The sequence below is a fragment of the Williamsia serinedens genome (assembly GCF_024171725.1).
GTDB classification, from domain to species: Bacteria; Actinomycetota; Actinomycetes; order Mycobacteriales; family Mycobacteriaceae; genus Williamsia_A; species Williamsia_A serinedens.
The window spans coordinates 181,460-194,607 of record NZ_JAMTCG010000005.1 but is presented as its reverse complement, the minus strand read 5'-3'; the positions used below and the strand labels follow the sequence as shown (position 1 = coordinate 194,607).

General features: G+C 70.7%; 13 protein-coding genes. 2 read left to right on the top strand and 11 right to left on the bottom strand.

Going from position 1 to position 13,148, the window contains the following annotated elements; all coding sequences use genetic code 11:
- Positions 1-45 precede the first annotated feature (45 nt).
- On the bottom strand, positions 46-1,593 hold the full coding sequence (locus LX12_RS14405) for an aldehyde dehydrogenase family protein (RefSeq protein WP_301284617.1): 1,548 nt from the start codon (positions 1,591-1,593) through the stop codon (positions 46-48).
- A gap of 108 nt (positions 1,594-1,701) precedes the next feature.
- Here LX12_RS14405 and LX12_RS14400 point away from each other — a divergent pair, with 108 nt between their 5' ends.
- Positions 1,702-2,088 carry a hypothetical protein gene (locus tag LX12_RS14400; protein ID WP_253655270.1) on the top strand — a complete coding sequence of 129 codons (387 nt, stop codon included), beginning with the start codon at positions 1,702-1,704 and terminating at the stop codon, positions 2,086-2,088.
- A gap of 192 nt (positions 2,089-2,280) precedes the next feature.
- On the opposite strand, the gene LX12_RS14395 is transcribed toward LX12_RS14400, so the two are convergent.
- Genes LX12_RS14395 through LX12_RS14385 form a run of 3 tightly spaced genes read right to left on the bottom strand, consistent with a single transcriptional unit; the run spans position 2,281 to position 5,520 of the window.
- Entirely contained in the window at positions 2,281-3,438 is a 1,158-nt protein-coding gene (locus tag LX12_RS14395; RefSeq protein ID WP_253655269.1) for an acetyl-CoA C-acetyltransferase, read from the bottom strand.
- A 19-nt stretch (positions 3,439-3,457) separates the two neighbouring features.
- Complete coding sequence (locus LX12_RS14390; RefSeq protein WP_253655268.1) at positions 3,458-4,270, bottom strand: SDR family oxidoreductase; 813 nt, start codon at positions 4,268-4,270, stop codon at positions 3,458-3,460.
- A complete protein-coding gene (locus tag LX12_RS14385; protein WP_253655267.1) occupies positions 4,267-5,520 on the bottom strand; it encodes an acyl-CoA dehydrogenase family protein in 1,254 nt (417 codons plus the stop codon). The genes LX12_RS14390 and LX12_RS14385 overlap by 4 nt, the downstream gene beginning before the upstream one ends.
- Positions 5,521-5,580: 60 nt before the next feature.
- On the opposite strand from LX12_RS14385, the gene LX12_RS14380 reads away from it, so the two are divergent.
- Positions 5,581-7,149 (top strand): FadD3 family acyl-CoA ligase, encoded by a 1,569-nt coding sequence (locus tag LX12_RS14380; RefSeq protein WP_253655266.1) that lies wholly within the window; start codon positions 5,581-5,583, stop codon positions 7,147-7,149.
- Positions 7,150-7,303: 154 nt separating this feature from the next.
- On the opposite strand, the gene LX12_RS14375 is transcribed toward LX12_RS14380, so the two are convergent.
- The 7 genes from LX12_RS14375 to LX12_RS14345 form a co-directional block, all read right to left on the bottom strand.
- Complete coding sequence (locus LX12_RS14375; protein WP_253655265.1) at positions 7,304-7,624, bottom strand: histone-like nucleoid-structuring protein Lsr2; 321 nt, start codon at positions 7,622-7,624, stop codon at positions 7,304-7,306.
- A 147-nt stretch (positions 7,625-7,771) separates the two neighbouring features.
- Positions 7,772-9,289 carry a lysine--tRNA ligase gene (lysS, locus tag LX12_RS14370; protein WP_253655264.1) on the bottom strand — a complete coding sequence of 506 codons (1,518 nt, stop codon included), beginning with the start codon at positions 9,287-9,289 and terminating at the stop codon, positions 7,772-7,774.
- 64 nt (positions 9,290-9,353) lie between these two features.
- Positions 9,354-9,791: a hypothetical protein gene (locus LX12_RS14365; RefSeq protein ID WP_253655263.1), complete on the bottom strand. Its 438-nt coding sequence runs from the start codon at positions 9,789-9,791 to the stop codon at positions 9,354-9,356.
- Positions 9,792-9,887: 96 nt separating this feature from the next.
- Positions 9,888-10,730 carry a type III pantothenate kinase gene (locus LX12_RS14360; protein ID WP_253655262.1) on the bottom strand — a complete coding sequence of 281 codons (843 nt, stop codon included), beginning with the start codon at positions 10,728-10,730 and terminating at the stop codon, positions 9,888-9,890.
- On the bottom strand, positions 10,730-11,173 hold the full coding sequence (gene panD / locus LX12_RS14355) for an aspartate 1-decarboxylase (RefSeq protein WP_253655261.1): 444 nt from the start codon (positions 11,171-11,173) through the stop codon (positions 10,730-10,732). The genes LX12_RS14360 and panD overlap by 1 nt, the downstream gene beginning before the upstream one ends.
- A 31-nt stretch (positions 11,174-11,204) precedes the next feature.
- Entirely contained in the window at positions 11,205-12,119 is a 915-nt protein-coding gene (panC, locus tag LX12_RS14350) for a pantoate--beta-alanine ligase (protein WP_253655260.1), read from the bottom strand.
- Positions 12,116-13,057, bottom strand: a complete 942-nt coding sequence (locus tag LX12_RS14345; protein WP_253655259.1) for a Rossmann-like and DUF2520 domain-containing protein — start codon at positions 13,055-13,057, stop codon at positions 12,116-12,118. The genes panC and LX12_RS14345 overlap by 4 nt, the downstream gene beginning before the upstream one ends.
- Positions 13,058-13,148 lie beyond the last annotated feature (91 nt).

Here is a 13,148-nt window from a genome sequence, read left to right as displayed (position 1 = left end):
CCACCCTAGCAAGCGCTTGGGTGGCAGCGCGCGCGTCCGCGCAGGTCAGCGGTTGCGCTTCGTCGCCCGCTTGGTGATGGTCTTCCACATCGACAACTGCGCGTTCGTGGTGCGCTTGTCCGACGGCGTGAACGGCGCGGACATCATGCGGCCGAAGCTGATCGGCATCCGCGAGTGCGTCACGGCACGGGCGTGCGAGAACGTCGCGAACCCGAAATGCCCGTGGTAGCTGCCCATCCCGCTGGTGCCGACGCCGCCGAACGGCAGCGACCCGCTGAGGAGGTTGAGCGCGAAGTCGTTGCCGTTCACCGACCCCGAGCGTGTCGTGGCCTGCAGCTGCTCGTATCGGGCGTTGTCCGGGCCGAACCAGTACATCGTCAGCGGATGCGGGTGGGCGGTGATGTACTCCACCGCCTCGGACAGATCGCGGTACGGGTACACGGTCAACACCGGGCCGAACACCTCGTCGCCCTCGATGTCGCTGCCGGGGCGGACGTTCGTCAGCACGGTCGGCGGGATCTTGCGCGACACCGCGTCGGGCAGGGACTCGCCCGGCGGGATGACCTGGCGCTTCGAGGCCCCCCGCGCGACCGCGTCGTCGATGAGTCCGACGATGCGCGTGTAGTTCTTCTCGTTGATCGTCGCCGTGTACTGGTCGTTGCCGGCGATGCTCGGGTTCGCGGTGCGCCAGCGCGCGACGACGGTGTCGACGAACTCGTCGAGCCGGGCCGCGGGGACGAACGCGTAGTCGGGGCAGAGGCAGACCTGACCGGAGTTGACCAGCTTGGCGTCGGCGATGCGCTCGGCCGCGGCGCGGATGTCGGCGTCGAGGTCGACGACGACGGGGTTCTTTCCGCCGAGCTCGAGGGTGACCGGCACCAGGTTCTTGCCCGCCTCGGCGGCGACCGAGCGACCGACCTCGGGCGAGCCGGTGAAGAACAGGTGGTCGACCTGCAGCTTCGCGAAGTCGGAGCCGCCGCCGTGGTCGGGGGTGAGGACGGCGAGTTCCTCGACCGAGAAGTAGTCGGGGGCGTGCTTGGCCAACACGGCCGTGGTGCGTGCCGTGACCGACGACGGGCGCATCATCACGCGGTTGCCGGCGGCGAACGCGTCGCCCGCGGGCACGACGGTCAGCTGCAGCGGGAAGTTCCACGGGCCGATGATGCCGACCACGCCGAGCGGGTCGTGCCGGATGCGCTGCGAGAAGCCCATCAGCGCAGCGGGTTTCGCAACCTTCTCCGTCGCCATCCACTTCCGGACGTGACGACGCTGGTCGGCCAGGTCGATCATGCAGCCGGCGACGTCGGTCGCGATCGACAGCTCGCGGGGACGTGAGCCGAAGTCGTCGCGGAGCGCCTCGGCGATCTCGTCGGCGTTGTCGAGCAGCAGCGACGAGAGGCGGTTGATGCGGTCGATGCGCGTCCGCGCGTCGGGGATGCCGTCGCGGAGGAACGCCGAGCGCTGGGCGTCGAGGATCTCCTGCAGCGACATCCCCGCGGCCGAGCGGGGACGGATCTGCGCGACCGTGCCGGTGCGTGCGGGGGCCGGCGACGAGGTCGGTTCGGCGTGCGGGCGGGTGGCCGGTTCGGTCATGGGGCGATCTCCTTCGACCGTGCAAAGAAACAAAATCTGCGATGTGTCGCTTTGACAGTATGCGCCACGTCACACCCGTCGCGCCAGTGGGCTCTACGCTCGGGTCTCGTGGCGGACGTCCTCGTGCTCATCGGGTTGTGGTCGGCGGCGGTCGGGGCGGTGTCGGGTTTCGCGGTGACGCTGATGGTCGAGAAGCCCGAGGCCCTGGCGAAGGTCGGTGTCCGCCACCCGCGGCGGATCCTCCAGCTGCACCTCGACTGGGTGATCATGGGCGTGCTGATGATCGCGGTCGGAGCCGTCGCGGATGACTCGCCGGCGTGGTCGCTGGTCCTCGTGGCGATCGGCGGGATCGTCAACCCGGTGCTGTTCGCACCACTGGCGTTCCGCGCCGAGATCCAGCAGAACCTGGCGTACAAAGCCGTGTCGGGCGCGTCGTTCATCTGCTTGTCGGTCGGACTGGTCGTCGTCGCGATCGCGCAGACCGTCGCCCACTGACCCGCCCGTCCCCCGTCGAGTGGGCGGTACCGGACGTCGATTGGGCGGTACCGGACGTCGAGTGGGCGGTACCGGACGTCGAGTGGGCAACGGAGGGCGCGGGGGTGTCGCAACCGCCCAGTCGACGTCTGCAACCGCCCAGTCGACGTCGGTAACCGCCCACTCGACGGGGTGGGGGTGAGGGCTCGGGGGTCAGCCGAGGCGTTCGATGATGGTGACGTTGGCGGTGCCGCCGCCCTCGCACATCGTCTGCAGGCCGTAGCGACCGCCGCGGCGCTCGAGTTCGTTGAGCAGGGTGGCGAAGAGCTTGGCGCCGGTCGCCCCGAGCGGGTGGCCGAGTGCGATGCCGCCGCCGTTCGGGTTCACCCGCGACGGGTCGGCACCGGTCTCCTTCAGCCACGCCAGCACGACGGGCGCGAAGGCCTCGTTGATCTCGACGACGTCGATGTCGTCGATCGACAGGCCCGTCTTCTCCAGCGCGTGCTTCGTCGCCGGGATCGGCGCCGACAGCATCATGATCGGGTCGTCGCCGCGGACCGTCATGTGGTGGATGCGGGCGCGCGGGGTGAGACCGTGCTCCGTCAGGGCGGCCTCGGAGACGACGAGGGCCGCCGACGCGCCGTCGCAGATCTGCGACGCGACAGCGGCGGTCAGCGACGACCCCTCCGCCAGCACCGGCAGGCCCGCCATCTTCTCCAACGACGTCTCCCGCGGGCACTCGTCGACGACGCAATCGCCCAGCGGGACGTTCTCGTTCTCGAAGCGGCCCTCGGCGATCGCGGCCCGAGCGCGCTCGTGGCTCTGCAGGGCCCAGCGCTCCATGTCCTCACGGCTGATGTCCCACTTCCGCGCCATCATGTCGGCGCCGTGGAACTGCGAGATCTCGGCATCGCCGAAACGCTCCCGCCAGCCGACGGAGTCGTGGAAGGGGTTGTCGAAGCCGTACTGTGCGCCGGCGATCATCGCCGCGGAGATCGGGATGGCGCTCATGTTCTGGAGTCCACCCGCCAGCACGACGTCCTGGGTCCCGCTCATCACGGCCTGCGCGGCGAAATGGATTGCCTGCTGGGACGATCCGCACTGCCGGTCGACGGTGGTACCCGGGACGGCGAGCGGCTGACCGGCGGCGAGCCACGCCGAGCGGGCGACGTTGCCCGCCTGCGGCCCGATCGTGTCGACGCACCCGAACACGACGTCGTCGACGACGGTCGGGTCGATGCCGGTCCGATCGAGGACGGCGGTGATGACGTGCGCGCCGAGGTCGATCGGGTTCACCTTCGCCAGCGATCCGTTGCGCTTGCCGACCGGTGTCCGCAGCGCGTCGACGATGTAGGCCTGGGGTGTGCTCATGGGTTCTCCTGTCGCCTCGTCAGGCGCGCTGACTCGAGATCGAGACGATCTCTCCGGTGAGGTAGGTGGTGTAGTCGCTGGCCAGCATCGCGATGGTCGCGGCGATCTCCCAGACCTCGGCGGCGCGGCCGTAGGCCTCGCGGGACGCGAGGTCGTCGAGGAGTTCGTCGCTGGTGACCTTGGCCAGGAACGGGTGTCGCGCGATCGACGGCGCGACGGCGTTGATCCGGACGCCGTGCTCGACGGCCTCGACGGCCGAGCACCGGGTCAGCGCCATCACCCCGGCCTTCGCCGCGGCGTAGTGCGCCTGCCCGTGCTGGGCACGCCACCCGAGCACCGACGCGTTGTTGACGATCACCCCGCCGTGCTCGACACCCGCGAAGTACCGCAGGGCGGCGCGGGTCGAACGGAACGTGCTCGTCAGGGTGATGTCGACGACGCGGTCCCACTGCTCGTCCGTCATGTCGACGACCGGTGTCTCACCGCCGAGGCCGGCGTTGTTCACCACGACGTCGATCCGACCGAGAGTCGCTGCGGCGGAGTCGATCAGCGCGTTCACCTGATCGGTGCTCGAGACGTCGCAGGTGATCGCCGCGACCTGTTGCCCGCCGAACTCGGCGGCGAGCTTCTCGGCGGTCTCCCCCAGTCGTCGCTCGTGATAGTCGCTGACGACGACGTCGGCGCCCTCGAGCAGCGCGCGTCGGGCCGTCGCGAAACCGATCCCGGTCCCGGCGGCGGCGGTGACGACGACCTTCTTCCCCGACAACAGGCCGTGGCCGGGGATCTCCTCCGGTGCCGTCGACAACGGCGACGCGAGGCGGGGATCGGTCACGGGCGGGCCTCCCTCGGCAGGCCGAGGACACGCTCGGCGATGATGGTGCGCTGCACCTCGTTCGACCCTCCGTAGATCGTGTCGGCGCGGGAGAAGAGGAACAGCCGTTGCCACTCTCCCAGTTCGACGCGGTCGGGTGCGGTGATGTCGTTAGGTACGCCCTCGGTCGTGGAGTCGGGCGCGATCAGTCCTGGGGCGCCCTGGACGGCCATCGCGAGCTCGCCGAGATCGCGGTGCCAGTTGGCCCACAACAGCTTCGACACCGACGCCTGACCACCCGCCCCGGCGGTGTCGACCTCGGCGAGCGTTCGTCGTGCGTGGGCGCGCATGGCCCGCAGCCCGATCCGTGCGCGGACGATCCGTTCGCGGATGCGCGGGTCGGAGGCGGTCCCGTTCTCGCGGGCCATCGCGACGATGCGCTCGAGTTCGCGGGCGAACCCCACCTGCTGACCGAGGGTGGACACGCCGCGCTCGAACTCCAGCAGACCCATCGCGACGCGCCACCCGTCGCCCGGCTCGCCGACGATGAGGTCGGCGTCGGTGACCGCGTCGTCGAAGAAGACCTCGTTGAACTCCGATGTGCCGGTGAGCTGTTGGATCGGCCGGACCGTGATCCCCGGTTGGTCGAGGGGGACGAGGAGGAAGCCGAGACCCTTGTGTCGGCTCGATCCGCGCTCCACCCGGCACAGCACGAACACCCACTGCGCGACGTGCGCGAGCGAGGTCCAGATCTTCTGGCCGTTGATCACCCAGCGACCGTCCTCGAGTCGCGCGGTGGTCGCGACGTTGGCCAGGTCGGAACCGGCGCCCGGCTCGGAGTAGCCCTGAGACCACAGCTCGGTCACGTCGGCGATCCCGGGCAGGAACCGCTCGCGCTGCGCATCGGTCCCGAAGGCGATGAGCGTCGGGCCGAGCAGTTCCTCACCGAGGTGGTTCACGCGCGCCGGCGCCTGGGCGCGGGCGTACTCGGTGTGGAAGACGATGCGCTGCGCGATGGTCGCGTTGCGGCCGCCGTACTCGGTCGGCCACCCCAGACAGGTCCACCCCGACGCGGCGAGGTGCCGGTCCCAGGCGAGCCGCTCGGCGAAGAACTCGTGCTCGCTGCCCGGTCCGCCGCGGCCCGTCAGGTGGGCGAACTCGCCGGTGAGGTTGGACTCCAACCAGGCGCGGACGGAGAGTGCGAAATCGTCGTCCGATATCCCCGTGCGCCGCAGGTCCACGGCACGATCGGCGAGGTCGGTCACGGTCATGTGGCCTAGGATAACCTACCAAGCACTTGCTTGTTTTCGCCGATAGAGAGGGAACGCCCGGTGCCCACAGAGACAACGGTGGCCACGACGCCGGCCGCCCTCCGTCGTGCCGCCGACCTGTGGCCCGACGGTCTCGCCGTCGTCGACGAGCAGTGGGGTGATCCGATCGAGCTCACCTGGACACACCTGCTCGCCGCGGTACGGACGACGGCAGCAGCGCTGGTCGCGCACGGCGTCGGCGCGGGGGACCGCGTCGCGATCTGGGCACCGAACTGCGCGCAGTGGCCCATCGCCGCGCTCGCGACGCAGTGGGCGGGCGCGGTCCTCGTCCCGCTGAACACGCGCTACACCGCGCTCGAGGTGGTGGACGTCCTCGAGCGCGTCGACGCCCGTGTGCTCGTCGTGGCCGGGCGCTTCCTCGGCGCCGACCGCCTCGCCGATCTCGTCGCGCTCGACGAGTGGTCGGAATTGACCCGGCCCCCTGCCACCGTGCGGATCCGACTCGAGGCGGGCGACGAGACCAGGGACGACGCCGTCGACTGGGACGACGACCTCGCGGCGTCGGCGGACGAGTCCCACCGCGCCGAGGCCGACCGGCGGGCGGAGGCCGTCGCCCCCGACGACCTCTCGGACGTCCTCTTCACCTCGGGCACCACCGGACGCAGCAAGGGCGTCATGGCCGAGCACCGACAGACCATCGCCGGCGCGCATGCGTGGGGCGCGAACGGTCGCCTGTCCCCCGACGACCGCTATCTGATGGTCAACCCGTACTTCCACACCTTCGGCTACAAGGCCGGGATCCTGCCGTGTCTGCTGTTCGGGACGACGATGTACCCGCTGGCCGTGTACGACACGACCGGGGCGATGGACCTCGTCGAGCGGCACCGACTGACCGTCTTCCCCGGTGCGCCGACCATCTTCCAGACCATCCTCGACGACCCGACGCGCCCCGATCGCGATCTGTCGTCGCTGCGACTGGTCGTGACCGGTGCGGCGATCGTGCCGGTCGTGCTGATCGAGCGCATCCAGAGCGACCTCGGCGTCGACACCGTGATCACCGCCTACGGACTGACCGAGTGCAGCGGGTTCGTGTCCACCTGCACCCCCGAGGACGACGACGTCACCGTCGCCACCACCTGCGGCCGGGCGTTCGCGGGGATGGAGATCGCACTCTCCGACGCGGGCGAGGTGCTCGCACGCGGGGCGATGGTGATGCGGGGTTACCTCGACGACCCGGCGGCGACCGCCGAGACGATCGACGCCGACGGCTGGCTGCACACCGGGGACATCGGGACGATCGACGACGCCGGGAACCTGCGCATCACCGATCGGCTCAAGGACATGTACATCTGCGGCGGGTTCAACGTGTACCCCGCGGAGATCGAGCAGACACTGGCCCGGATCCCCGAGGTCACCGAGGCGGCGGTGATCGGCGTGCCCGACGACCGGCTCGGCGAGGTCGGCAAGGCATTCGTCACCGTCCGCCCCGGGTCGACGCTCGACGCCGACACCGTCGTCGAGTTCTGCCGCGGGCGGCTCGCGAACTTCAAGATCCCGCGGTCGGTGGTCGTCGTGGATGCGTTCCCCCGCAACGCATCCGGGAAGATCCTCAAGCGCGAACTGCGCTGACCGCGCTGGATCCCGTCGTCGTCCGTCTGCGAATCGCCACCGATCCAGTCACTTCGCCACACGCACACGGATTCGCCCGCGCAATACGGCGGGCGAACCCACGCGCGCGTGGCGAGACTGGGACAACGCGGGCGACAGCGGCCCGCGATCTGCCTCAGTGGGCGGCGTTGTAGAGGTCGACGACGTCGCTCGCGACGCGACCGCGGCTGGAGACACCGATGCCGTTGCGGCGGGCCCAGTCGCGGATGGCGGCGGCGGTGCCGGGATCGTGCTGGATGGTGGCGGTGCGGGCATCACCCTCCACCTGACGGGCGTGCTCGACCCAGGTGCTCAGCTGGGATCGGAGCCGCTGGGCGTTGGTCCGCGAGAGGTCGATCTCGTAGGTGACCCCGTCGATCGCGAACTCCACCGTCTCGTCGGCGCGTCTGCTGTCGTCGACGTCGTCGACCAGTGTGACCGTCACCTTTTTCGCCATCCCGCAAATCCCCACAGCCGTGCCGACCCTGCCCGTCGACGAGGGTTCCTGCGGATTCCCCCCGCGGATCCCCCGATCGGATTCAGATGGTAACCACAACTTTCCGACCCGACAATTCTTCGGGACGAATTCGTGAGAACCGTGTCGTCATTCCGACGGTTTGACGAACGGGAACAGGATCGTGTCGCGGATCCCGAGCCCCGTCAGTGCCATGAGCAGGCGATCGATGCCCATACCGGTGCCCGTCGTGGGAGGCATCCCGTGCTCCATGGCGGTGAGGAATTCCTCGTCGAGAACCATCGCCTCGTCGTCGCCGGCGCGCGCGAGACGCGCTTGATCGACGAATCGCTCGCGTTGGATGATCGGGTCGATCAATTCCGAATAACCGGTCGCGAGTTCGAATCCGCGGACGTACAGATCCCATTTCTCGACGACCCCCGGAATGCTCCGGTGATCCCGGGTCAACGGAGAGGTCTCGACGGGGAAATCGCGGACGAAGAACGGCTCGGAGATGTGCGAACCCACGAGGTGCTCCCACAGTTCCTCGACGAGCTTGCCGTGGCCGTACCCCTTGTCGGTGGGGACTGCGAGGCCGACGCGGTCGGCGAGGGCGCGGAGATCGTCGACGGAGGTCGCCGGCGTGACCTCCTGCCCGGCCGCCTCCGACAGCGACGGGTACATCGAGATGCTGCGCCACTCCCCCGACAGGTCGTAGACCGTGCCGTCGGCCAGCGTCGGGGTGAGCGTGCCGAGCGCGCGCCGCGACACCTCCTGCACCAGCTCGCGGGTCATCCGCGCGGAGTCGTCGTAGGTGCCGTAGGCCTGGTACGTCTCGAGCATCGCGAACTCGGGCGAGTGCGTGGAGTCGATGCCCTCGTTGCGGAAGTTGCGGTTGATCTCGAAGACGCGGTCGATCCCACCGACGACGGCGCGCTTGAGGAACAGCTCCGGCGCGATCCGCAGGTAGAGGTCGATGTCCAGGGCGTTCGAGTGGGTCACGAACGGCCGCGCCGCGGCCCCACCGTGCTGCGTCTGCAGCATCGGCGTCTCGACCTCGACGAAGTCCTGCTCGGTGAGGACGTCACGCACCGCGCGGACCACGGCGATGCGGGTGCGCGCCGTCTCGCGGGCGGCGGGGTTGAGGACGAGGTCGACGTAGCGCTGGCGGACCCGGGTCTCCTCGCTGAGCTCCTTGTGCGCGACGGGCAGGGGCCGCAGAGCCTTCGACGCCATCTGCCACGCGTCGGCCATGACGCTGAGCTCGCCGGTGCGGGAGGTGATCACCTCGCCGTGGACGAAGACGAAGTCACCGAGGTCGACGTCGGCCTTCCACGCGGCGAGCCGCTCCTCGCCGACGCCGTTGAGGCTGATCATCACCTGGAGCTGCGTGCCGTCGCCCTCCTGCAGGGTGGAGAAGCACAGCTTGCCCTTGTTGCGGACGAAGATGACCCGTCCGGCGACGCCCACGTGCTCACCGGTCGCGGTGTCCGTCGGGAGATCGGCGTGGGCGGCGCGGATCGCGGCGAGGGTGTGGGTGCGCTCGACGGCGACGGGGTACGCCTGGCCGCCCTCGGCGAGGATCCGGGCCCGCTTCTCCCGACGGATGCGCAGCTGCTCGGGCAGATGGTCGGCGTCGGTGGCCTGGGCCGTCGGGGTCTCGCTCACCCGGACGACCCTATCGTCCCGTGCGGGACGACCCGACCGGCGCCGCGGGCGCCCCCGGCGACCGTCAGTGCGCGGTGATGGCCGCGGCCTCGCGGCGCTGCGCCTCGGTCACCGGCAGCGCGCCGGGGGTCCGCGTGCGGAGCGCGCGAGCGCCGCCGAGGAGGAAGCGCGCCTCGGTCACCCCGGCCGCGTGCAGGTGCCAGGTGAGCCACTCCGCGTCGTGGCCGTCGGTGCCCACGAGCACCCACCGCGACGACGGCTCGGCGAAGCGCAGCGAGGTCGGGGTCCCCGGCGTGAGCCGTGCGACCGCGACCTCGGGAGCGAGGGCGATGGCCCCGGCGACGACACCGTCGGCGTCGCGGTCACGCTGCGGGCGGACGTCGACGAGCCGATGGCCGGAGGTCAGCGCCGGGTGGAGATCGGCGACGGGGAGACCCAGCGGCGCGCGCGCAGTCGCGGTGACCGGATGGGCGGATAGACGGGTGTGGGAACGCAGAGCCACGTCGGGCATGGAAGGGAGTCCTCGAGATGTGATGCGGGCAGGGTGCGGTGGGGCCGTCAGGCCCGACAACACTCGCGACAGCGCATCATCACGGCGTCAGTCTGACACAGCGGCCCGACGGGCGCCATCCCGGTTCTCGGCCTTGCGTCGCAGCTCCTGCTGCCGCTCGAACACCAGGCGCAGACCCTCGAGGGTGAGGTGGGGGTGCGCGACGTCGAGGGTGCGGCACTCGTCGAACACCAGGGGCGCGAGGAACCCGGTGGCGACGACGGTGACGTCGTCGGACTCGGCGAACCCGGGGATCTCGCGACGGATCCGCGACACCAGTCCGTCGACCTGGCCGGCGAACCCGTACAGGATCCCCGACTGCAGCGCCTCGACGGTGTTCTTGCCGACGACGCTGCGGGGCGGCAGCAGTTCGACGGTCCGCAGCGTGACGGTGCGCTGCGCGAGCGCGTCCACGGCGATGTCGATGCCGGGCGCGATGGCCCCACCGAGGAACTCCCCCTTCGCCGACACGACGTCGACGAGGGTGGTGGTGCCGAAATCGACGACGATGCAGGCGGTCCCGTACGTCTCCCGCGCGGCCAGCGCGTTGGCGACGCGGTCTGTGCCGACCTCGCGGGGGTTGTCGACCAGCAGCGGCACACCGGTCCGCAGGCCCGGCTCGAACAGCACGTGCGGTCCGGACCCGAAGTACTTCGGCACCATCACGCGCATCTCGCGCAGCAGGGACGGGACCGTGGACAGCGCCGCGACCGACACGACGCGGTCGGTGTCGTCGCCGAGGAGACCATCCAGCGTCAACGCGAGTTCATCGGCCGTCATGCGCGGCTCGGTGCGGATCCGCCAGTCCCGCACCAGCGTCGCGTGGTCGCCGCGGCCCGCGAACACCCCGAGGTGGATGTTCGTGTTGCCGATGTCGAGGACCAGCAGCATCAGCGCGAGACGGGCTCGGAGAGCAGCGCCGGGTCGAGCACGCGCGGGTCGAGCAGGTCGGCCCCGTTCGGGACGTGTGCGGCGTCGTCACCGAGGTCGACGATCCGGTTGGCGGCGTCGACGAACACCACGCGGGGCGCGTAGTCGGCGAGTTCCTCCGGGCTCAGCATCCCGTAGGCGATGATGATGACGAGGTCACCCGGGTGCACGAGATGCGCTGCGGCACCGTTGATGCCGATGACACCCGTGCCCCGCGGACCGGCGATGGCGTAGGTGACGAGACGCGCACCGTTGTCGATGTCGACGATGGTGACCTGCTCCCCCTCGAGCAGGCCGGCGGCGTCGAGCAGGTCGGCGTCGACGGTGACCGACCCGACGTAGTGGAGGTCGGCCTGGGTCACGGTGGCGCGGTGGATCTTCGACGTCATCATGGTGCGGAGCATGGGATGTCCTCGGTGCCGGTGTGGGTGGTGGTCAGGAGACGGGGTCGGGCGTGGTGCCGCGGGCCAGGAAGCCGGTCCCGACGGCCACGCCGACGTTGTCGATCAGTCGGGTGGAGCCGACGCGGGCCGCGACGAGCAGCCGCCCGTCGCCCTGCTCCGGTGGCGGCCCCAGGTCGGTGCCGCGCACCTCGAGGTAGTCGACGTCGATCTCGGGATGGGCGGCGAGGACCTCACGGGCCGTGGCGATGATCGCGTCGGGGCCGCCGGCGGCGGCGTGCGCACCGGCGACGAGTGCCGCCGACAGCGCGGTCGCGGCCTCACGCTGCTCCGCGGAGAGGTACACGTTGCGGCTCGACAGGGCCAGGCCGTCGGACTCGCGCACGGTCGGGACCCCGACGATGTCGACGCCGAGGTTCAGGTCGGTGACCATCTGCCGGACGAGCACCAGCTGCTGGTAGTCCTTCTCCCCGAAGAACGCGGCGTGCGGCGCGGCGATCGTCAGCAGCTTCGCCACGACGGTGAGCATCCCCGCGAAATGACCGGGCCGGGAGGCGCCTTCGAGCTCGTCGCCGAGCGGACCCGGATGGACGGTGGTACGGCGACCGGCCGGGTACATGTCCGTGACGGTCGGCGCGAAGAGCAGCTCGACGCCCGCCTCCTCACAGATCGCGCGGTCGGCGTCGAACGTCCGCGGGTAGGCGTCGAGGTCCTCGTTCTCCCCGAACTGCAGGGGGTTGACGAAGATCGAGACGATGACGACGGCCGGCCCCTGAGCGCGGGCGGCCCGTATGAGCTCGCGGTGCCCGGCGTGCAGGGCGCCCATCGTCGGGACCAGCACGACGCGCTTGCCGGTCTGTCGCAGCGCCCGGGACACCTGGGCGAGCGTGGCCGGATCGCGGTGCACCGTCAGCGATCCCGGTGTGTAGGGGCGGGTGGCGGTGGTCATCGGCTCCCTTTCCGGTCGTCGGAGCGCAGGACGTCCCAGACGGCGTCCGGGGCGGCGGAGTGGTGGGCGGCGCGGGCCGCCATCGCCCGGTAGGCACCCGCGAGGTCGGGGTCGGCCTCGTCGAGGGCCGCGAGATGCCGTGCGAGCGCGGCACTGTCGCCTCGGGCCACCGGTCCGGTCAGCGCGGACGGGCCGAGTTCGAGGGTGTTCTGCAGCGCGGCCGTCACCAACGGGCCCAGGACACGTGCCGGTAGCCCGCCGGCGCGGTCGTCGACGAGATCCTGGCCGGGCAGCTCCTGCCCCGCCAACGCGATCCGCAGCCCGTCGAGGGCGTCGGAGATCAGGGCGACGAGGTGGTTCGCGCCGTGGGCGAGGGACGCGTGGTAGAGCGTGCGGGCCTCCTCACGGACCCGGACAGGTTCTCCACCCATCTCGAGGACCAGGGACGCGGCGACGGCGTACCCGACCTCGTCGGCGGCGGTGACCCCGAAGCACGCGGTGTGCAGACGACGGACGTCGTCGTCGGAGTCGACGAAAGTCATCGCGGGGTGCAGGGCCAGGGTGGTGGCGCCGAGCTCGGCCAGCGGGGCGAGGACGCCGATGCCGTGGGCTCCGGCTGTGTGCGCGACGAGCGTGCCCGGGGTGAGCGCGCCGGTGGCGGCGATGTCGGCCACGACGCAGTCGAGGACGGCGTCGGGCACGGCCACGACGAGCAGTTCACTGCGGGCGACGACCGCCTCGAGCTCGAGGATCTCGGAGTCGGGCAGCAGGCGCGCGGCACGGGCGCGGGAGCGATCGGATCGGGCGACGACGCCGCCGACGACGTGTCCTGCGGCCTCGAGAGCCGCGCCCACCGCCGAACCCACTCGACCGGCCGAGACGACGCCCACCGTGAGTCGTGCAGGCGCGGGCCAGTTCGAGATGCCCGATGAGGTCACCGATGTCCTCCTGATCACCGTTCCGGTCCCGCATGGCGGGTACCGGACGTTCGGGATCGAGGATAGGCGCAGCGCACGACCCCGCGGAACG

Bases quoted from the DNA above. Each gene is read 5' to 3' on its own strand.
- LX12_RS14405 (WP_301284617.1), bottom strand. From the start codon at position 1,593: ATGACCGAACCGGCCACCCGCCCGCACGCCGAACCGACCTCGTCGCCG.
- LX12_RS14395 (WP_253655269.1), bottom strand. From the start codon at position 3,438: ATGAGCACACCCCAGGCCTACATCGTCGACGCGCTGCGGACACCGGTC.
- LX12_RS14385 (WP_253655267.1), bottom strand. From the start codon at position 5,520: ATGACCGTGACCGACCTCGCCGATCGTGCCGTGGACCTGCGGCGCACG.
- LX12_RS14375 (WP_253655265.1), bottom strand. From the start codon at position 7,624: ATGGCGAAAAAGGTGACGGTCACACTGGTCGACGACGTCGACGACAGC.
- LX12_RS14360 (WP_253655262.1), bottom strand. From the start codon at position 10,730: ATGCTGCTGGTCCTCGACATCGGCAACACGAACATCCACCTCGGGGTG.
- panD (WP_253655261.1), bottom strand. From the start codon at position 11,173: ATGCTCCGCACCATGATGACGTCGAAGATCCACCGCGCCACCGTGACC.
- panC (WP_253655260.1), bottom strand. From the start codon at position 12,119: ATGACCACCGCCACCCGCCCCTACACACCGGGATCGCTGACGGTGCAC.